This is a genomic window from Pseudomonas sp. IT-P260 (assembly GCF_949768395.1).
GTDB lineage: Bacteria > Pseudomonadota > Gammaproteobacteria > Pseudomonadales > Pseudomonadaceae > Aquipseudomonas > Aquipseudomonas parakoreensis.
Genome location: NZ_CATKPO010000011.1, coordinates 661355 through 681206 on the forward strand (window position 1 = coordinate 661355; position 19852 = coordinate 681206).

The 19852-nt window shown below is 60.9% G+C and carries 15 protein-coding genes; 10 read left to right on the forward strand and 5 right to left on the reverse strand.

Annotated elements, in window-relative coordinates; genetic code table 11:
* Positions 1 to 54: 54 nt before the first annotated feature.
* Entirely contained in the window at positions 55 to 999 is a 945-nt protein-coding gene (locus ACM6HV_RS09905) for a choline ABC transporter substrate-binding protein (RefSeq protein WP_414904083.1), read from the reverse strand.
* A gap of 191 nt (positions 1000 to 1190) precedes the next feature.
* On the opposite strand from ACM6HV_RS09905, the gene ACM6HV_RS09910 reads away from it, so the two are divergent.
* Positions 1191 to 2135: a GlxA family transcriptional regulator gene (locus ACM6HV_RS09910; protein WP_095121415.1), complete on the forward strand. Its 945-nt coding sequence runs from the start codon at positions 1191 to 1193 to the stop codon at positions 2133 to 2135.
* 138 nt (positions 2136 to 2273) lie between these two features.
* On the opposite strand, the gene ACM6HV_RS09915 is transcribed toward ACM6HV_RS09910, so the two are convergent.
* The 4 genes from ACM6HV_RS09915 to ACM6HV_RS09930 form a co-directional block, all read right to left on the reverse strand.
* Positions 2274 to 2690, reverse strand: a complete 417-nt coding sequence (locus tag ACM6HV_RS09915; RefSeq protein WP_414904084.1) for a DUF3010 family protein — start codon at positions 2688 to 2690, stop codon at positions 2274 to 2276.
* A gap of 28 nt (positions 2691 to 2718) precedes the next feature.
* Positions 2719 to 3042, reverse strand: coding sequence for a helix-turn-helix domain-containing protein (locus ACM6HV_RS09920; RefSeq protein WP_414904086.1), 324 nt, complete (start codon positions 3040 to 3042; stop codon positions 2719 to 2721).
* Positions 3026 to 3280, reverse strand: a complete 255-nt coding sequence (locus tag ACM6HV_RS09925) for a type II toxin-antitoxin system RelE family toxin (protein ID WP_041063346.1) — start codon at positions 3278 to 3280, stop codon at positions 3026 to 3028. Before ACM6HV_RS09925 ends, ACM6HV_RS09920 begins: the two co-directional genes overlap by 17 nt.
* 213 nt (positions 3281 to 3493) lie before the next feature.
* Positions 3494 to 3895: a lysozyme inhibitor LprI family protein gene (locus ACM6HV_RS09930; protein WP_027610649.1), complete on the reverse strand. Its 402-nt coding sequence runs from the start codon at positions 3893 to 3895 to the stop codon at positions 3494 to 3496.
* Between the two features lie 234 nt (positions 3896 to 4129).
* On the opposite strand from ACM6HV_RS09930, the gene ACM6HV_RS09935 reads away from it, so the two are divergent.
* The 9 genes from ACM6HV_RS09935 to ACM6HV_RS09975 all read left to right on the forward strand — a co-directional run bounded on the left by ACM6HV_RS09935 (position 4130) and on the right by ACM6HV_RS09975 (position 19770).
* On the forward strand, positions 4130 to 5107 hold the full coding sequence (locus tag ACM6HV_RS09935) for a dipeptidase (protein ID WP_007962626.1): 978 nt from the start codon (positions 4130 to 4132) through the stop codon (positions 5105 to 5107).
* Positions 5108 to 5185: 78 nt separating this feature from the next.
* Positions 5186 to 5716, forward strand: coding sequence for a DUF5943 domain-containing protein (locus ACM6HV_RS09940; protein ID WP_007926354.1), 531 nt, complete (start codon positions 5186 to 5188; stop codon positions 5714 to 5716).
* A 15-nt stretch (positions 5717 to 5731) separates the two neighbouring features.
* On the forward strand, positions 5732 to 7792 hold the full coding sequence (gene dgcA, locus ACM6HV_RS09945) for a dimethylglycine demethylation protein DgcA (RefSeq protein WP_222017988.1): 2061 nt from the start codon (positions 5732 to 5734) through the stop codon (positions 7790 to 7792).
* Positions 7793 to 7946: 154 nt separating this feature from the next.
* On the forward strand, positions 7947 to 9896 hold the full coding sequence (gene dgcB, locus ACM6HV_RS09950; RefSeq protein ID WP_414904087.1) for a dimethylglycine demethylation protein DgcB: 1950 nt from the start codon (positions 7947 to 7949) through the stop codon (positions 9894 to 9896).
* Positions 9896 to 11116 (forward strand): electron transfer flavoprotein subunit alpha/FixB family protein, encoded by a 1221-nt coding sequence (locus ACM6HV_RS09955; protein ID WP_414904088.1) that lies wholly within the window; start codon positions 9896 to 9898, stop codon positions 11114 to 11116. Before dgcB ends, ACM6HV_RS09955 begins: the two co-directional genes overlap by 1 nt.
* Before the next feature lie 10 nt (positions 11117 to 11126).
* On the forward strand, positions 11127 to 11897 hold the full coding sequence (locus ACM6HV_RS09960; protein WP_414904089.1) for an electron transfer flavoprotein subunit beta: 771 nt from the start codon (positions 11127 to 11129) through the stop codon (positions 11895 to 11897).
* A 1073-nt stretch (positions 11898 to 12970) separates the two neighbouring features.
* The gene (locus ACM6HV_RS09965) at positions 12971 to 16423 is read left to right on the forward strand and encodes a GMC family oxidoreductase N-terminal domain-containing protein (RefSeq protein WP_414904090.1); all 3453 of its coding nucleotides are present in this window, start codon (positions 12971 to 12973) and stop codon (positions 16421 to 16423) included.
* 208 nt (positions 16424 to 16631) lie between these two features.
* Positions 16632 to 18500 (forward strand): hypothetical protein, encoded by a 1869-nt coding sequence (locus tag ACM6HV_RS09970; RefSeq protein ID WP_145593545.1) that lies wholly within the window; start codon positions 16632 to 16634, stop codon positions 18498 to 18500.
* 25 nt (positions 18501 to 18525) lie between these two features.
* A complete protein-coding gene (locus ACM6HV_RS09975) occupies positions 18526 to 19770 on the forward strand; it encodes a metallophosphoesterase family protein (protein WP_414904092.1) in 1245 nt (414 codons plus the stop codon).
* Positions 19771 to 19852: the final 82 nt, after the last annotated feature.

Consider the following 19852-nt stretch of genomic DNA (forward strand, 5'->3'; position numbering starts at 1 on the left):
AATGGGTCTGTTCGCAGCCCTGTTCGGGGCTGCGAAGCGTTGATTTCCGGTGATTTATTTGCTGGTCAGTTGCAGGTTTTCAGCGGCCGGTTTGCCATCGAAGGTGGTTACACCTTCCAGCCAGCGCTGCTTGTCTTCGGGGTGATCCTTGAGCCATTGCCTGGCCGATTCGAACGCGTCCTTGTGATCGAGCAGCGGCTGCATCATCCGGCTCTCGTCTTCGGCGGTGAATGTCAGGTTGCTCAGCAGGCGACCGACGTTCGGGCACTGCTCGGCGTATTTCGGCGCGGTGACCGTCCATACCGTGGCCATGCCTTCGTTCGGACCGAGGGCGTCCTCGCTGCCGGTCAGGTAAGTCATCTGTACGTTGACGTTCATCGGGTGCGGCGCCCAGCCGAAGAACACCACGGCCTCTTTACGGCGCACGGCGCGGTCGACGGCGGCGAGCATCCCGGCTTCGCTGGATTCCACGAGTTGGAATTTACCGAGGCCGAACTGGTTCTTGGCGATCATCGCCTTGATCTGCGTATTGGCGCCCGAACCCGGCTCGATCCCGTAGATCTTGCCGCCCAGTTCCTTCTCGAATTTGGCGATGTCGGCGAAGGTTTTCAGGCCCTTGTCCGCCAGATAAGTCGGCACGGCGAGGGTCGCGCGGGCGTCCTTCAGGCTTGGCGCCGGCAGGACCTTGACCTGGTTGGCGTCGACGAACGGGGTGATGGTCTGGGTCATCAGCGGGTTCCAGTAGCCGAGGAACAGATCCAGCCGCTGATCGCGAATCCCGGCGAAGATGATTTGCTGGGACGCGCTGGTTTGTTTGGTGCTGTAGCCGAGGCCATCGAGCAGCACTTGGGTCATGGCACTGGTGGCGATCACGTCAGTCCAGTTCACGACGCCCATGCGCACGTTCTGGCACGACGCAGGTTCGGCCGCCATGACGCTGGCGCTCAAGAAAGCGGTACCGCTGAGTGCAAGAACACAGCTGCTGATCAGTCGTTTCATGTCGGGTTCCTCGGCAGGTCGTTATTGTGGTTCCCGGCGTCTGATGCGCCGGTGATGCCAAGTTACGCAGCAATGCCCCCGTAAAAACGCACTGCGGCGACTGGCTCTTGCACTGTAGCGACCTGTGCGCTTGAACGCTGACGACAATCGGCGTATCAACGATCCACGCTACCCGCTAACCGAGTGCGCACATGTCCCAGGATTTCTACTTTCTGCTGATGCCGGGTTTTTCCGCCATCGGTTTCATCTCGGCGATCGAACCGCTGCGGGTGGCCAACCGCTTTCGCGGCGAGTTGTACCGCTGGCACGTGCTCAGCGCCGATGGCGGGGCGGTGCTGGCGAGTAATGGCATGTCGGTCAACGCCGACGCGGCGCTGGAACCGTTGAAGAAAGGTGCGACGCTGCTGGTGGTGGCCGGGTTCGAACCGCTGAAGTTCGCCACGCCGACTCTTGAACACTGGCTGCGCCGGCTGGACAACGAAGGCGTGACCCTCGGCGCCATCGATACCGGCAGTTTCGTTCTCGCTGAAGCCGGCCTGCTCGACGGCCATCGCTTGACCCTGCACTGGGAGGCGATCGATGCGTTCAAGGAATCTTATCCACAGCTGAGCGTGACCCAGGAGCTGTTCGAGATCGACCGGCGGCGCATCACCTCCGCGGGCGGCACCGCGTCTATCGACCTGATGCTCGATCTGATCGCCCAGGCCCATGGCCCGCAACTGGCAATCCAGGTCAGCGAGCAGTTCGTGCTGGGGCGGATTCGTCCGCGCAAGGACCACCAGCGCATGGAAGTCGCCACGCGCTACGGCATCAGCAACAAGAAGCTGGTGCAGGTGATTGGTGAGATGGAGCAGCACAGCGAACCACCGCTGACCACACTGCAACTGGCGGAATCGATCAAAGTCACGCGGCGGCAGCTGGAGCGCTTGTTTCGGCTGCATCTGAATGACACGCCGAGCAATTTCTATCTGCGCTTGAGGTTGGAAAAGGCCCGGCAGCTGTTGCGCCAGACCGATATGAGCGTGCTGGAGGTCAGCATCGCTTGCGGGTTTGAATCGCCGTCGTATTTCACCCGCAGTTATCGAGCGAGGTTCGCCCGCTGCCCCCGCGAAGACCGGCGTACCGCCCAGGCCTGAATGGATGCACACAAAACCAATGTGGGAGCGAGCCTGCTCGCGAAGACGGCGTGTCAGCCAATACAGAATTGACTGATCCACCGCTTTCGCGAGCAGGCTCGCTCCCACATTAGGATCTTTATTGTCTGAAAAAAACGCCTACTTCTTCACCAACGCCGAACACGCCGTCTTGTAAGCCTCATGCTGATACTTGTTCAGCGTCCCCGGCAGCTCAAAGTTATGCTTCTTGGCTTGCGCATTGATCGTCTGCGGCGACAGCAGTGTCACCTCACACCCCTCCAGCAACTGAAACACACCTTCGATCTTGAACGTGGTCGGCCCACCGGCAAACTCACCCTTCTTGCTGCGCTTCTTGATCGCAATCCGGTCAATCGAATGCTCGCGCACAAACGAGGCAACCTGCGCCGCGAAGCGTTTGACGTTGGCAGCCTCGTCATTATCGTCGAGGGCGATTTTCTTGGTGTTGAGCGCCACGTGGCTCAACGTTGCCCCGTCAAGGGAGGCCACGGCGATGATCGCTTCGCTGCCTTTGATTTCGATGCCGCAGATGTTCATGGGATTTCCTTTGAATAAAGAGGGCAGCCTACAACTCAAGCTGATCGGCCGTGATGCCGAACGCCGCTGCAATTTTCTCGCGGGTAGCCTTGCGTGGCTTCGCTACTGTTTCCTGTTGAGCGAACGCCGGCTGGGAAATTCCCAGACGTTTCGCCACTTCTTCCTGAGTCAGGTTCAGGTGTTCGCGCCAGGCACGGATCGGTGTCGCCCCGTCGACCATTCGACTGACCACCTCATGCGGGATCAGATCGGGCTGCATTTTCTGCGCGACGTATTGAGCGTAGGGAATGACTACAAAGGCCGGGTTGCCCTCGGCATCGTTGATGATTTGGATGTCAGTAGGTGCGTTCATCGCGTTTTTTGACCTCTTGAATACTGACCACTTTGATTGCGCCATCCCAGTCGAACATGACCCGATAATTGCCGACGCGCAGGCGGTAGGCGTAGTCATGGCCAATTAGTGCTTTGACATTGCCAACGTCAGGCATTTCGGAAAGTGCCGTAACGGCATCGCGAACCTGCCCCTGATGTGCGGTGTGCAATTTCAAGAGTTGCTTAACGGCCTTTCGTGTCCAGTGGATGCTGTTCATGGAAGAATATAAGTCTTTTATAAGATTCGCGAATCTTTGCTTATATTTTTCCGATGGCCAATCAACAACCGTTGACCGCATGTTGCGTAAAAGGCCCTTGGTTGCAGGCATTCAAGCAATTTGTGTAGGCGATGTCGAAGTGCCTTGTAGGAAGAGAGGAGGTGTGGGGTTGAAAGCCGGAGGCAGTTCCAGCTTTCAGCGGAACATTCAGGATCACTCCTGCCCAATCGACTCCAAAAACTCCGACCGTTCGTCACTCATTCGTGCCACACAGTCATTCTGCGCAATCTTGAACGCCTTGCTGCCTTCGGTGGCGGGGAAGGCTTCCACGGCGCAATCGGCGTCGCGGGTTTTCAGCCATTGTTGCTGGGCGGTTTTCAGTTTGGCGGTGATGTCGGCCAGTTGCGCGGCGTTTTTGCCGTAGGTGGCCTGCATGCGTTCGTTGAGGCTGGCGTAGTTGTCCTTGAGCAGGTCTTCGGCGGTGCTGCGGCTGTAGGTCGAGCATTCCAGGGTCTGGACGTCGTTTTCCACCGCGTCGCACGGGTTGTTGTCGGTCTCTTCGGCGGCGTGTACGCCGGTCGCCATCAGTGCCAAAGCCAGGAAGATCGATTTCATGGTTGTCGCCGCTCTAATCCAGTGGTGTATCCAAGATGCGCCAGATTCTGGCTCAAGCTGGCGGGCTTGAACAGGTAGCTGATCGGAGCGCCTGGCGACCCTTTGTCGCGGATTGACGCTTTCGGCAATTCCCCTGTCGTTTTTGCACCCGGTCGCCCCGGCACCGAGGCATATGCTGGCCCCAAAGCGCCGGCAGACGATTCGGCGCATGAATCGCCAATAAGGGGACGCCTGATGAGCCCAGCCGAATTACACGCCGACAGCATCGTTATCGACGGTCTGATCATTGCCAAATGGAACCGCGAGCTGTTCGAAGACATGCGCAAGGGCGGTCTGACGGCGGCCAACTGCACCGTGTCGGTGTGGGAAGGCTTTCAGGCGACTGTGAACAATATCGCCGCCAGCCAGAAGCTGATCCGCGAAAACAGCGATCTGGTAATGCCGGTGCGCACCACCGCCGACATCCGTCGCGCCAAGGAGCAGGGCAAGACCGGCATCCTCTTCGGCTTCCAGAACGCCCACGCGTTCGAAGACCAGATCGGCTATGTCGAGGTGTTCAAGCAGCTCGGCGTCGGCATTGTGCAGATGTGCTACAACACCCAGAACCTGGTCGGCACCGGTTGCTACGAGCGTGACGGCGGCCTGTCGGGCTTCGGCCGCGAAATCGTCGCCGAGATGAACCGCGTTGGCGTCATGTGCGACCTGTCCCACGTCGGTTCCAAGACGTCCGAGGAAGTCATCCTCGAATCGAAAAAACCGGTCTGCTATTCCCACTGCCTGCCGTCGGGTCTGAAAGAGCACCCGCGCAACAAGTCCGATGCTGAACTGAAGTTCATCGCTGACCACGGCGGTTTTGTCGGCGTGACCATGTTTGCGCCGTTCCTCGCCAAGGGCATCGATTCGACCATCGACGATTACGCCGAAGCCATCGAATACACCATGAACATCGTTGGCGAAGACGCCATCGGCATCGGCACCGATTTCACCCAGGGCCACGGCCAGGACTTCTTCGAATACCTGACCCACGACAAGGGCTACGCCCGTCGTCTGACCAGCTTCGGCAAGATCATCAACCCGCTGGGCATCCGCACCGTCGGCGAGTTCCCGAACCTGACCGAAACCCTGCTCAAGCGCGGCCACTCCGAGCGCGTCGTGCGCAAGATCATGGGCGAGAACTGGGTGAACGTCTTGAAGGACGTTTGGGGCGAATAAGCCGCCGCACTTCTGAATCCTTTCCCCCGGTCGTCCGCGCCGGGGGCAACAAACCGAATTTTCTGGAGTTAAGTTTCCATGGCCAAGATCGCCCCGCAATTGCCAATCGAAGTCGACAGCGAAACCGGTGTCTGGACCTCCGACGCCCTGCCGATGCTCTACGTGCCACGCCACTTTTTCGTCAATAACCACATGGGCATCGAGGAAGTGCTGGGCGCCGACGCCTATGCCGAAATCCTCTACAAGGCTGGCTACAAGTCCGCCTGGCACTGGTGCGAAAAAGAAGCTGAATGCCACGGCCTGGAAGGCGTCGCAGTGTTCGAGCACTACATGAAGCGCCTGTCGCAACGCGGCTGGGGCCTGTTCAAGATTCAGGACATCGACCTCGACAAAGGCACCGCCAGCGTCAAGCTCGAACACTCGGCGTTCGTCTACGTCTACGGCAAGGTCGGGCGCAAGGTCGACTACATGTTCACCGGCTGGTTTGCCGGCGCCATGGACCAGATCCTCGCCGCACGCGGCAGCAAGATTCGTACGGTTGCCGAGCAAGTCTACGGTGGCTCCGAAGAAGGCCACGACGACGGCCTGTTCACCGTCAAGCCGTTGTAAGTCGAGGAACCCGCCATGGCTTTCGAAGCAATGTTCCAGCCAATTCAAATTGGCAAACTGACCATCCGCAACCGCGTGCTCAGCACCGCGCACGCCGAGGTCTACGCGACTGACGGTGGCATGACCACCGAGCGCTACGTCAAATACTACGAAGAGAAAGCCAAGGGCGGCATTGGCTTGGCGATCTGCGGCGGTTCGTCGGTGGTCGCCATCGACAGCCCGCAGCAATGGTGGAGTTCGGTGAACCTTTCCACCGACCGGATCATTCCGCACTTCCAGAATCTGGCCGACGCCATGCACAAGCACGGCGCCAAGATCATGATCCAGATTACCCACATGGGCCGACGCTCACGTTGGGACGGTTTTCACTGGCCGACCCTGATGTCGCCGTCGGGCATCCGTGAACCGGTGCACCGCGCCACCTGCAAGACCATCGAGCCGGAAGAAATCTGGCGGGTGATCGGCAACTACGCGCAAGCCGCGCGCCGCGCCAAGGCCGGTGGTCTGGACGGTGTCGAACTGTCGGCCGTGCACCAGCACATGATCGACCAGTTCTGGAGCCCGCGCGTCAACAAGCGTACCGATGAATGGGGTGGCAGCTTCGAAGGCCGGATGAAGTTTGGCCTGGAAGTACTGAAAGCCGTGCGTGCCGAGGTCGGTGACGACTTCTGCGTCGGCATGCGTATCTGCGGCGACGAGTTCCACCCGGACGGTCTGTCCCACGAAGACATGAAGCAGATCGCCAAGTATTACGACGATACCGGCATGCTCGATTTCATCGGCGTCGTCGGCTCGGGTTGCGACACCCACAACACCCTGGCCAACGTGATTCCGAACATGAGCTATCCGCCGGAGCCGTTCCTGCACCTGGCGGCCGGAATCAAGGAAGTGGTCAAGGTTCCAGTGCTGCATGCGCAGAACATCAAGGACCCGAACCAGGCCACGCGCATCCTTGAAGGCGGTTACGTCGACATGGTCGGCATGACCCGCGCGCACATCGCCGACCCGCACCTGATTGCCAAGATCAAGATGGGCCAGATCGACCAGATCAAACAGTGCGTCGGCGCCAACTACTGCATCGACCGTCAGTACCAGGGTCTGGACGTGCTGTGCATCCAGAACGCCGCGACCTCCCGTGAATACATGGGCGTGCCGCACATCATCGAGAAGTCTACCGGGCCGAAACGCAAGGTGGTCATCGTCGGTGCCGGCCCAGCCGGGATGGAAGCTGCGCGTGTGGCGGCCGAACGTGGCCACGACGTGACCCTGTTCGAGAAGAAAGAATTCATCGGTGGGCAGATCACTACCGCGTCGAAAGCGCCGCAGCGCGACCAGATCGCCGGCATCACCCGCTGGTTCCAGCTGGAGCTGGCGCGGCTGAAAGTCGACCTGCGTCTGGGTACGGCGGCGGATGCCGACACCCTCATGGATCTGCGTCCGGACATCGTGGTGCTGGCCGTCGGTGGTCATCCATACCTTGAGCAGAACGAACACTGGGGGGCCGCCGAGGGCTTGGTGGTCAGCAGCTGGGACGTGCTCGACGGCAAGGTTGCGCCGGGCAAGAACGTGCTGGTCTACGACACCATTTGCGAGTTCACCGGGATGTCGGTCGCCGACTTCCTCGCCGACAAGGGCAGCCAGGTCGAGATCGTCACCGACGACATCAAGCCGGGTGTGGCCATCGGCGGTACATCGTTCCCGACCTACTACCGCAGCATGTACCCGAAAGAAGTGATCATGACCGGCGACATGATGCTGGAAAAGGTCTACCGCGAAGGCGACAAGTTGGTGGCGGTGCTGGAGAACGAATACACCGGCGCCAAAGAGGAGCGGGTGGTCGATCAGGTGGTGGTGGAAAACGGCGTGCGTCCGGACGAGGAGATCTACTACGCGCTCAAGGAAGGCTCGCGCAACAAGGGTCAGATTGACGTGGAAGCGTTGTTCGCGATCCAGCCGCAGCCATCGTTGAGCAGCACCGGTGACGGCTACTTGCTGTTCCGCATCGGCGACTGCGTGGCGCAGCGTAATACCCATGCTGCGATCTATGACGCCCTGCGGTTGTGCAAAGACTTCTAAGGACTTGCACATGACCCCTGTGGGAGCGAGCCTGCTCGCGAATGCAATCTGTCAGTGAAAGATGAGCTGACTGATTCTCCGCTTTCGCGAGCAGGCTCGCTCCCACAGTAATGCAGAACGTGTTTCTCCAGGCTGTACTGGTGGGAGCTTCACCATGTTGAACACCCTTCTTCCAATCCTGTTGTTCGCAGCCCTGGCCCTTGCGGTGCTGGGCGCGTTGCGGCGGGTGGCCATGTGGCGTCGGGGCCGGGCCTCGAAGGTCGATCTGATCGGCGGCCTGTTCGCCATGCCCAAGCGTTACATGGTCGACTTGCACCACGTGGTAGCGCGGGACAAATACATCGCCAACACTCACGTCGCCACGGCGGGCGGGGCGGTGGCGTCGATCGTGCTGGCGATTCTGGTGCACGGTTTCGGCCTGCATAACCGCATCCTCGGCTACGCGCTGCTGCTGATGACGGCAGTGATGTTCGTCGGGGCAATCTTCGTTTATCGGCGTCGGCTCAACCCGCCGTCGCGGCTGTCGAAAGGCCCGTGGATGCGGTTGCCGAAGAGTCTGCTGGCGTTCTCGGCGTCGTTCTTTCTGGTGACCTTGCCGGTGGCCGGGATCCTCCCGGAGAACTCCGGCGGCTGGCTGCTGGCGGCGATTCTCGGGCTCGGCGTTTTGTGGGGCGTGTCGGAACTGTTCTTCGGCATGACTTGGGGCGGGCCGATGAAGCACGCCTTCGCCGGCGCCCTGCACCTGGCCTGGCACCGCCGCGCCGAACGCTTTGGCGGCGGTCGTTCCACCGGTTTGAAACCGCTGGATCTGAATGATCCAAGCGCGCCGCTTGGCGTGGAAAAACCCAAGGATTTCACCTGGAACCAGTTGCTCGGTTTCGACGCCTGCGTGCAGTGCGGCAAGTGTGAAGCGGCGTGCCCGGCCTTCGCTGCCGGCCAGCCGCTGAACCCGAAAAAGCTGATTCAGGACATGGTCGTCGGCCTCGCTGGCGGCACGGACGCGAAGTTTGCCGGCAGTCCGTACCCCGGCAAGCCAATTGGCGAGCACAGCGGCAATCCGCACCAGCCGATCGTCAACGGTCTGGTCGATGCCGAAACCTTGTGGTCGTGCACCACCTGCCGTGCCTGCGTCGAGGAGTGCCCGATGATGATCGAGCACGTCGACGCCATCGTCGACATGCGCCGCCACCTGACGCTGGAAAAAGGCGCGACCCCGAACAAGGGCGCCGAAGTCCTGGAAAACCTGATCGCCACCGACAACCCCGGCGGTTTCGCCCCGGGCGGGCGGATGAACTGGGCGGCGGATCTGAACCTCACTCTGCTTAGCGAAAAGAAATCCACCGACGTGCTGTTCTGGGTCGGCGACGGAGCCTTCGACATGCGCAACCAGCGCACCTTGCGCGCGTTCGTCAAAGTGCTGAAAGCCGCGAAAATCGACTTCGCCGTGCTCGGCCTCGAAGAGCGCGACAGCGGCGACGTGGCCCGACGTCTCGGTGACGAAGCGACGTTCCAGTTGCTCGCCAAACGCAATATCCAGACCCTGGCCAAATACAGCTTCAACCGCATCGTCACCTGCGATCCGCACAGTTTCCATGTGCTGAAAAACGAGTACGGCGCGTTCGACGGCAACTACCTGGTGCAGCACCACAGCACCTACATGGCGGAAATCATTCAGGCCGGTGCGCTGAACCTCGGTCAGCACAAAGGCAACAGCGTGACCTACCACGACCCGTGCTACCTCGGTCGCTACAACGGCGAGTACGAGGCACCGCGCGAAGTGCTGCGCGCCCTCGGCATCGAGGTCAAAGAGATGCAGCGTTCCGGCTTCCGCTCGCGCTGCTGCGGCGGTGGTGGCGGTGCGCCGATCACTGACATTCCGGGCAAGCAGCGGATTCCCGACATGCGCATGGAAGACATCCGCGAGACCGGCGCCGAGCTGGTGGCCGTGGGTTGTCCACAGTGCACGGCGATGCTCGAAGGCGTGGTCGAACCGCGTCCGCTGATCAAGGACATCGCCGAACTGGTGGCCGACGCGCTGCTTGAAGATGCCGCGCCAGACAAGCCTGCCACGCCGGCCAAACGTGAACCTGCGGAGGCCCACTGATGAGCGACATTATCCGCCGCGACCCACGCGCCGAATGGATTGCGCGTAACCGTTTGCACCCGCTGCACGCGGCCATGCAACCGGCGCAACACAGCTGGATGGGCCCCAACGGGATTATCCGCAAGAACCTGCACGGCATCGGTTTCATCGGCCCCAACGGCATCAAGCGTATCGACCGTAGCGGCGCGCAACAGGGCGGGGCGGTGAAACGCTCGGCCACGGTTGAAGTGCAACTGCCGCTGCATCAGGTAGCGGCCCCGGCGTTCTACATCAGCGTGGTGCCGGACATGGTCGGTGGCCGCTTGAGCAGTCACGACCGCGACCTGCTTGGCCTGGCGCATCAACTGGCCGGCAGCGACGGCGCGGTGCTGGCGGTGGTATTCGGAGAGCACAAGGAAAACGCTTTCGCCACGGCGGGCGTTGACCGCTTGCTGGTGCTGGAAGGCGAAGAGTTCAGCGGTTATGCACCGGAGCAACGAATCCAGGGCCTGCGGGCTGTGGATAACCAGTTCAACCCGCGCCACTGGCTGCTGCCGGACAGCCGCAGCGGAGGCGGCGAACTGGGTCGGCGCTTTGCTGCTGCGCTGGGCGAACGCCCAGCCACACGGGTTTGGCAAGTCAAGGGTGAGGAGTGCATCGGCCGCGCCGGTGCCGGGTTGCAGGATCTTGCCCGTCCGGTCGCACGGCTGATTCTGGCCTCGGCCGAATGCGCCGAACCGGTCAGCGAAACCCGTCACGAAGCGCTGCCGGTGGAGTTATCCACACCTGTGGCGCGCAGCCTGTCGCGGATCGAAGATCTGGGCGCGGTGGCGGTGGACCCGGCGGCCATTCCGATGGCCGAAGCCGAGTTCATCTTCTCCGGTGGCAACGGGGTCAAGGACTGGGCCCTGTTTCACGAGACGGCGGCGGCGCTCGGCGCCACCGAAGGCGCCTCGCGGGTGGCCGTGGACGACGGCTTCATGACCCGCGACCGGCAGGTCGGCGCGTCCGGTACCTGGGTCACCGCACGGGTTTATGTGGCTGTGGGTATCTCCGGGGCGATCCAGCACCTGCAAGGCATTGGTGCCTGCGACAAGGTGGTGGCGATCAACCTCGACCCCGGTTGCGACATGATCAAACGCGCCGACCTGTCGGTGATTGACGAGAGCGCGGAAATTCTTCAGGCGTTGATCGCGGCGGTAGCGGCTTACCGCAACGAAGCCAAGCGCGATGCGGCTTAAGGAACGGGTTATGAGCACAAAAATCATCAGTCTGGTTTCCATCGGTGCCCACCCGACGTCGGGCCGGCCACGCCGCGCCGAACAGGACGCGCGCGCCGTGGAACTGGGCCTGCAACTGGCTGGGGATAACCTGCAAGTGCTGCATGCCGGGGACGTTGCCGAACCGGCACTGCGCGCCTATCTGGGCATGGGACTTGCGCAGATGCACGTGCTGGAGCAACCCGCTGGCGCCGACGCGTTGCCGGCGTTGACCGCGTATCTGCGCGATGCCGGCGCCCAGGTGGTGCTGACCGGCACGCAGGCGGAAACCGGCGAAGGCTCGGGCATGTTGCCATTTCTGCTCGCCGAAGGACTGGGCTGGCCGCTGGTGGTGGGACTGGCGCAGGTCGAATCGATCAGCGACGGCTCGGCGCTGGTGCTGCAAGCCTTGCCCCGTGGGCAGCGGCGGCGTCTCAAGGTGAAGCTGCCGTTTCTGGCAACTGTGGATAACGCTGCACCCAAGCCGCGGCAGAGTGCCTACGGCCCGGCGCGGCGTGGTGTGCTCAATGCCGAAGACGTGGAAGTGCTGGACGATGAACTGCTGGCGGTTGCTACGTTGCAACCGGCCAAGCCACGGCCGAAACGTCTGAAGGTGATCAAGGCCAAGAGCGGGGCGGACCGGATGAAAGCGGCGACGGCCAAGGCCAGTGGCGGTGGGGGGCAAGTGCTCAAAGGCTTGACCCCGCAGGCTGGCGCCGAGGCGATCCTCAAACTGCTGATTGAAGAAGGCGTCGTCCGCTAGCGACACCCTCTTCCAGACTCTGAACCCCCTGTGGGAGCGAGCCTGCTCGCGAAAGCGGATTGTCAGTTGATACATATGTCGACTGATCCGACGCTTTCGCGAGCAGGCTCGCTCCCACATTGGAATCCATGTGTACCTGACCGAATATGTTTACCCACAATCCCTGTTGGCGGATCTGTGGATAACGTGTTCGCCCATCCTTGCACCCCACGCTATTCAAGCCCTCCAGGCCCAAGATCAAAAAACAACCAGCCTAAGTCACGGTTTTTCCGGGCGTTTTCTCCTGAATAAGTTCAAGAGTTGCCCCCAATCTCTGTTGGCGCTTCTGTGGATAAGATGTTCGCTATACGCTGTGAGCCTTATGAAACATGGCTTGTAGAGAATTGCTCAATAAATGATCGATTACGCTTTTTAAGCTGATAATCCTCGTGTAAACCCACGAATTACACAGTACTGAGCGCTTTTCCACAGCAGCAACAAAGTTACCCCCGATCTCTGTTGGCGCTTCTGTGGATAACGTGTTCGCCATCCTCTGCAGCCCATATGAAACGTGGCATACAGAAACTTGATCAAAAAACACTCAATCACTCCTGCAAACCATCCTTCTGGATAAGTCACGATTTTTCTTCACAAATCAGGCAGTTATTTTTCCATTCATCCACAGTTACCCCCATTTGTTGTGCATGGCTATGTGGATAACTTGTTCGTCAAACCCTGCAAGCCCCGCCGGCCATAGTCCAAACAGCAATTGATCAGATTTCATACAGTTCTAAAGCGTTGCCTTGACTTCGATTCCTGCGCTGTCTTCACTGCAATGGCACAAGGACAGCCGTCACTTATCCACATCAGGTTCTGGGAGAACGCATGATGGATAGCCGCCCACACCGCCATCCCCCCTCGCCCCGCAAGCGCACGTTACGTCGTGCGGCCAATCAACACGCTCGTCTGTAGCGACCTGCTGCTCCGACCGTTGTGCTGTCGCCGGGCTCGCCCCGGAGGCCAGGTGCCCGTTCGCCCATTGATTGCAGGCAACCGCAGAGTTGCCCCCATCTGCCTGAGAGAGGAACACCCTCATGACACGCATCGCAACGCCCATCAGTGAAATCAAGGAACACTATGACGTGATCGTTATCGGCTCCGGCTATGGCGGCGGCATTGCTGCGTCGCGCCTGTCCCGGGCCGGCAAGCAGGTGTGCCTGCTCGAACGCGGGCGGGAAATTCAGCCCGGTGAATACCCCAACACCATGATTGCCGCGACTGAAGAGTTGCAGATCCACGACCCGGACGGCCACATTGGCTCGCGCACCGGCCTGTTCGATCTGCACGTGAATGCCCAGCAGAATGTGGTGGTCGGTTGTGGCCTCGGCGGTACGTCGTTGATCAACGCCAACGTGGCACTGGAGCCAGAGCCCGGGGTGTTTGACGACCCGCGCTGGCCGCAAGCGGTACGCGAACACCGCGATACCTTGCTCAAGGACGGTTACGCCCGCGCCCGGGAAATGCTCAAGCCCAATCCGTACCCGAACAGCGCCCCGAACCTGCCCAAGCTCGACGCCAACAAAAAGTCTGCGGACTACCTCAAGCAAGGCGCGCACTTCTACAAGCCACCGATCAACGTGACCTTCGACAAACTGCCGAACAATCTCAACCACGTCGGCGTCGAACAGTTGCCGTGCAACCAGTGCGGCGACTGTGTCTCGGGCTGTAACAACAAGGCCAAGAACACCACGCTGATGAATTATCTGCCGGACGCCTGGAACCATGGCGCGGAGATTTTCTGCCAGGCTGAGGTGCGGCATCTGGAGCGCGACGGCGATGGCTGGATCGTGCACTTCCAGTACCTCGACAGCGGTCGCGAGAAGTTCGACGCGCCGACGCTGTTCGTGAAGGCCGATATCGTCGTGGTCTCCGCCGGCACTCTCGGTTCTACCGAGATCCTGTTGCGCTCACGGGACAAGGGCCTGGTGATGTCCGGCCAGCTCGGCGAGAACATGAGCGGTAACGGCGACATCCTCGGCTTCGGCCACAACTGCGAGCAGACCATCAACGGCATCGGCTTCGGCGCGCATTCGGCCAAGGAGCTGCACCCGGTCGGCCCGTGCATCACCTCGATCATCGACATGCGCACCGAAGGTGACTGGCGCAGCCGCATGGTCATCGAGGAAGGTTCGATCCCCGGCGCGCTCGGCCGGCCAATGGTGCCGGCGATGGCCGGGTTTGCCGAGATGATCGGCAAGGCCACCGACGACAGTTTCAGCGGCAAGCTTGGCTACAAGGAGCGCGAGGCCGAAAGCTTTCTGCGCGGCCCGTATTACGGCGCGCTGCATAACATGCAGACCTACCTGATCATGAGCCACGACAGTGGCCAGGGCCGAATGCTGCTCGACAACAAGGACCAGTTGCGCATCGACTGGCCGGGCGTCGGCGAGCAGGAAAACTTCAAGCTCGGCAACGAACGGCTGTACCAGAGCACCAAGGCACTGGGCGGGGTCTGGGTCGAGAACCCGATCTGGACCCAGTTGCTCAAGCACAGCATCGTCTCGGTGCATCCGCTGGGCGGTTGCGTGATGGGTGAAGACGCGGCGCAAGGCGTGGTCAATCACAAGGGCCAGGTGTTCAGCGGCGCGGCCGGCACCGATGTCTACGCCAGTCTTTACGTGACGGACGGCGCGGTGATCCCGACCTCGCTGGCGGTCAATCCGCTGCTGACCATCTCCGCCGTGAGCGAGCGCAACATGGGCCTGCTCGCCGCTGACCGGGGTTGGCACATCGACTACACACTGCCCTCGGCACCGCGCAAACAGGTGCCCCCGCCGACCCTCGGCGTGCAGTTCACCGAAACCATGAAGGGCTATTTCTCCCGCGCTTTCACCGCCGCACAAAGCACCGATCTGAAAGTCTACGAGGCGGCGGCCAAACGCGGCGAGGCGGACAACTCGCCCATCGACTTCACCCTGACCATCACCGCCAACGACCTCAACCGGATGATCAAGGAGCCGGAGCATGCCGCGACCATCGTCGGCACGGTCAACGCCCCGGCGCTGTCGCCGCAACCACTGACCGCCAGCAACGGCGTGTTCAACCTGTTCGAACAGTTCGAGCAGCAGGTCGACACGCGGCACATGAAATACGACATGAAACTGACCGCCGAGGACGGCACCGACTATTACTTCAGCGCCTTCAAAACCGTGCCGGAAGACAACGGCGTGCTGAATATCTGGCACGACACCAGCACCCTGTACGTGACGCTGTACCGCGGGTCGGACAAGTCGGGCGAGGTGATCGGCTCCGGGGTGATGCACATTCATCCGACCGATTTCGCCAAGCAGATGACCACCATGAAAGTGCTCAACGCGCGCAACGAGCGTGAGCGCATCGAAGGCCTGGCGCGGTTCGGCAAGTTTTTCGCCGGGATTCTCTGGGAGAGTTACGGCGGGGTGTTTGCCGGTGACAAATACTTCAACCCCGACGCGCCGCCACGGCTGAAGCGGCCGCTGGATGCGCCAACCCCGGCGGTGCATTTCTTCCCCACCGAGGACGGCGTCGAACTGCGCCTGACCCGTTATCAGGCCGGCAGCAAAGGCCCGGTGATGCTGGTGCATGGCTTGGGTGTCGGTTCGAATATCTTTTCCACCGACACGATCCAGACCAACCTGCTGGAGTACTTGTGCAAGCACGACTATGACGTGTGGCTGCTGGATTTCCGGGTGAGCATTCTGTTGCCGGCGAGCAAGAAGGAATGGAACGGCGACCAGATCGCCCAGTACGACTTCAAGGCTGCCATCGCGCAGATTCAGCAAGAGACGCAGGCCAAAGACGTGCAATGCGTGGTGCATTGCTACGGCGCGACGACGTTCTTCATGTCGCTGTTGGCGGGGTTGCAAGGCGTGCGTTCGGTGGTCTGCTCGCAGATTGCCGCTGACACCGTGGTCGCCACGGCCACAGGACTGAAGGCGGGTCTGCACTTGCCGGGAATGCTCGACGCCATCGGTATCAAATCGATGACCGCTTACGCCGACAGCAAGGAAAACTGGTTCAACCGCCTCTACAACAAAGCCCTCAACGGCTACGCGCGGATCGAAGCGCAGGGCTACTGCACCAACCCGGTGTGCCACCGCATCACCTTCATGTACGCCTCGCTGTATCGCCACGACACCCTTAACGAAACCCTGCACGACAACCTGCATGAACTGTTCGGCGAGTCGAACATCGAGACCTTCGAGCATTTGGCGCTGATCGTGCGCAAAGGGCATCTGGTGGATTTCAAGGGCAACGATGTGTACATGCCGCACTTCGAGCGGCTGACGATGCCGATCTGCTTTATCAGCGGCGCGGAAAACCAGTGTTACCTGCCGGAAAGCACACTCAAGACCTACCAGCGCGTCTGCGCAGTCCACGGGCCGGAGCGCTACAGCCGGCATGTGGTGCCGGGTTACGGCCACATCGACTGCATGTTCGGCAAGAACGCGGTGGTGGATGTGTATCCGCTCATCCTTGAACACCTGGAGAAAACGGCCCTCGGTTGAGATCGATTACTGATTTCTGTGTTGAGGAGATTCTCTGTGGCGAGGGGATTCATCCCCGATCGGCTGCGCAGCAGTCGTAAAACCTGAGCGCGCGGTGATCCTGACATGCCGCGCTGGCAGGGTTTGGGGTCGCTTCGCGACCCGTCGGGGATAAATCCCCTCACTACAAGGGACATTGCAGGTTGGTGGTCAGAAGGAAATGGAAGACATGGACAGCTACATCCGCTGGTTTCAACGCTTCATCTGGCTCGGCATTGCGATGAACATGGTGTTCGCGATCCCCGCGCTGTTTGCGCCGGGGTTGCTGACATCGGTGGTCGGGCTGCCGCCGCAACTCTCCGACCCGTGGCTGGAAAACGCCGGGATGCTGCTGGTGGGCATCAGCGTGTTTTACATGCCGTCGGGCTTCAATGCGCCGCGCTATGTGGTGCATTCCTGGCTGTGCGTACTGACGCGGCTGATCGCCGTGGTGTTCTGGATTTACCTGATCAACACCAGCAGCCAAGGCTCGGTATTCGTGCCGATGCTGCTGGGCGATCTGAGCTTTTTCCTGATCCTCGGCATTCTGCTGTACCTCGGTACCACGCCCGCGAACCGGCCATGGGCGCTGCTCTGCGATGGCTGTCGCGAGTGGCGTGCGGCCTGGGCGCGGCAATGGCACAGTCACGCCTTCAAGGTCGGCACGCTGGTGGTTGTCGCGGTGTTGGGGTTTATCGGTTACGAGACCTGGTACCAGATGCTGCGGGTTGTGCCGGAGCAGGAATACGCCTCCGACGAAGATCACTACAAATACGCCGCGATTGGCCTGGGTATCGAAGCGCGGATCCCGTATTACCTGTTCGCCGTGCTGCCACAGATGTGCCCGGAAAAACTGCCCAAGCCCGGCGGCTGGGAGGTCTTCGGCTTTCTCTATGAGAACGGCAAGGACCTGCCGATCGGCATGGCCAAGCGGCAGATCGGCTACCCGACCGTGGAACCGAACTGCGCGCTGTGTCACACCGGCTCCTACCGGGCCAATGCCAGCGACGTCGCGGTCAACGTGCCCAGCGCGCCGGCCAACACCCTGCAACTGCAGGCCTTCCAGTGGTTCGCCTACGATTGCGCCAGCGATCCGACATTCACCACCGACGCGGTGATGGCGGCGATCAACGGCAAGTTCCAGCTGGGCTTTTTCGAGAAGCTCTACAACCGCTACCTGATCATCCCGATGGCGAAAAGCGCTTTGCTCAAACAGAAGCAGGCCTACGCCTGGCAAAAGCTGCGTCCGCAACAGGGCCCGGGCCGCACCGACACCTTCAATCCGACGAAAATGGTGGTGTTTGGCTTCCCGGATGACTCGACCATCGGCACCGTCGACCTGCCGCAAGTGTGGAACCAGAAACCGCGGGAGTCGATGTACCTGCACTGGGACGGCAATAACAACAAGATCCACGAACGCAACTACGCCGCGGCAATGGCCGTGGGCGCAACGCCGGAGTCGGTGCTGCCGCCAAGCTTCAACCGGGTGACCAACTGGCTGCTCGGGCACAAGGCGCCGGCGTGGCCGTGGGCACTGGATCAGGCCAAGGTCGCCCGGGGCAAACCCATCTGGGACGCCAATTGCGCCGCGTGCCACGACTTCGGTCGCGCCGACACCGGGCAAGTGACCACCAACATCGATCAGCTCGGCACCGATCCACATCGGCTGGACTCATTCACCACCGGTCTGGTGACGGCGTTCCACACCTTCAAGAAACCGCCGTTCGACTTCGGCGCGTATCGCAAGACCCAGAGCTACAGCAACACGCCGACCGACGGCATCTGGCTGCGCGCGCCGTACCTGCACAACGGTTCGGTGCCGACCCTGTGGGACTTGCTGCAACCGCCGGAAAAACGCCCGGTGGTGTTCATCACCGGCTCCGATGTCTACGACCCGGTCAACGTCGGCTTCGTCACCACGGGTGCCCAGGCCAAAGCCTCGGCGGACTTCAAATACGACACGCGGCTGGAGGGCAACCACAACAGCGGTCACCTGTATGGCACCACGCTGTCGGACGACGACAAACGGGCGTTGATCGAATTCATGAAAACCCTGTGAACCCTTACGGATAGAGGATTACGCCATGTCAGCGGTCGGTCATCTGAAGCATGAATACGACAAGGTCAAGGTGCGCATTCACGGCTTGTTCACGCGCATGGAAATGGCCTGGATGAAGCTCATCAGCGAATTGGAGCCGCAGGAGTTTCAGGCAATCATCAAGCTGCTGCAGCGCGGCCACGATCAGGCGCAATACGTGCTGAAAAATGGCGAGCTGCCGGACGACGAACCGGCGGTGCCGTGGGAGTTGTCCCACGGTCTTTCGATCCTGCGCATCGGCAATGCCACGCCGTTGCCGCAATCGCCCGATCAACTGCAAACCAGAGTGCTCAAGGACGGCACGCTGCTGGGTTGTCGCAAATGGGAGCTGCTGGATCTGCTGTGGAGCGAGGCGCTGCTCAAGTGGATCGAGAACCTGCGCCATCACGCGACCTTCGGCACTGACCCGGCGATGGTGACCATGGATCGCGAAGTGACGCTGGCGATTGCCGGTGACTGGGGCACCGGGCCGTTCAACAGCCACGCGCCAGCGGTGTCGGTGGCCAACCAGATGCAACTGGCGAACGCTGATTTCACCATTCATTTGGGGGACGTTTATTACGCTGGCAGCCACTCCCAGGAAGACACCGACATGGCCGGCTGGCCGATGGGCACCCACGGCTCGTTCACCCTCAACTCCAATCACGAGATGTACAGCGGCGCCCACGGTTACTTCAAGGAGCTGGCCGCGCGTTTTCCGGGGCAGCAAGGCACCAGCTACTTTGCCCTGATCAACGACGACTGGCTGATTGTCGGGCTGGACACCGCGTACGCTTCGGATGTCATGAACCTGTACATGGACGGCACCCTCAACAAACCGCAGATCGAGTGGATGAAGGGCCTGCCGAAACGCAAGAAACTCATGGTGCTCAGCCACCATCAGGGCTTCGACATCACCGGGCACCACAAGACCGCGCTGTATCAACCGGTGTGTGATGCGCTGGGGCGCGAGCCGGATTACTGGTATTGGGGGCATCTGCATAACGGCATCGTCTATGCGCCACAAGGTGGACTGCATGCGCGCTGCGCCGGGCATGGAGCGATTCCCTACGGCACCACCAGCGAGCTGAACGGCCATTCGCGAGTGCTGTTTTCGGAGACGCAGGATGCGAACGATCCGGACTATCCGCTGCGGGTGTTGAATGGGTACGCGAAAATCCGGCTGGTGGGGGAGGAGATTTTTGAGGAGTTTATTGGGGAGGATGGTTCGGTGAGGTGGTCATCCAGGTGACGCGGTGACTGGGCCGGCCTCTTCGCGAGCAAGCTCGCTCCCACAGTTGGAACGCATTCCAAATGTGGGAGCGAGCCTGCTC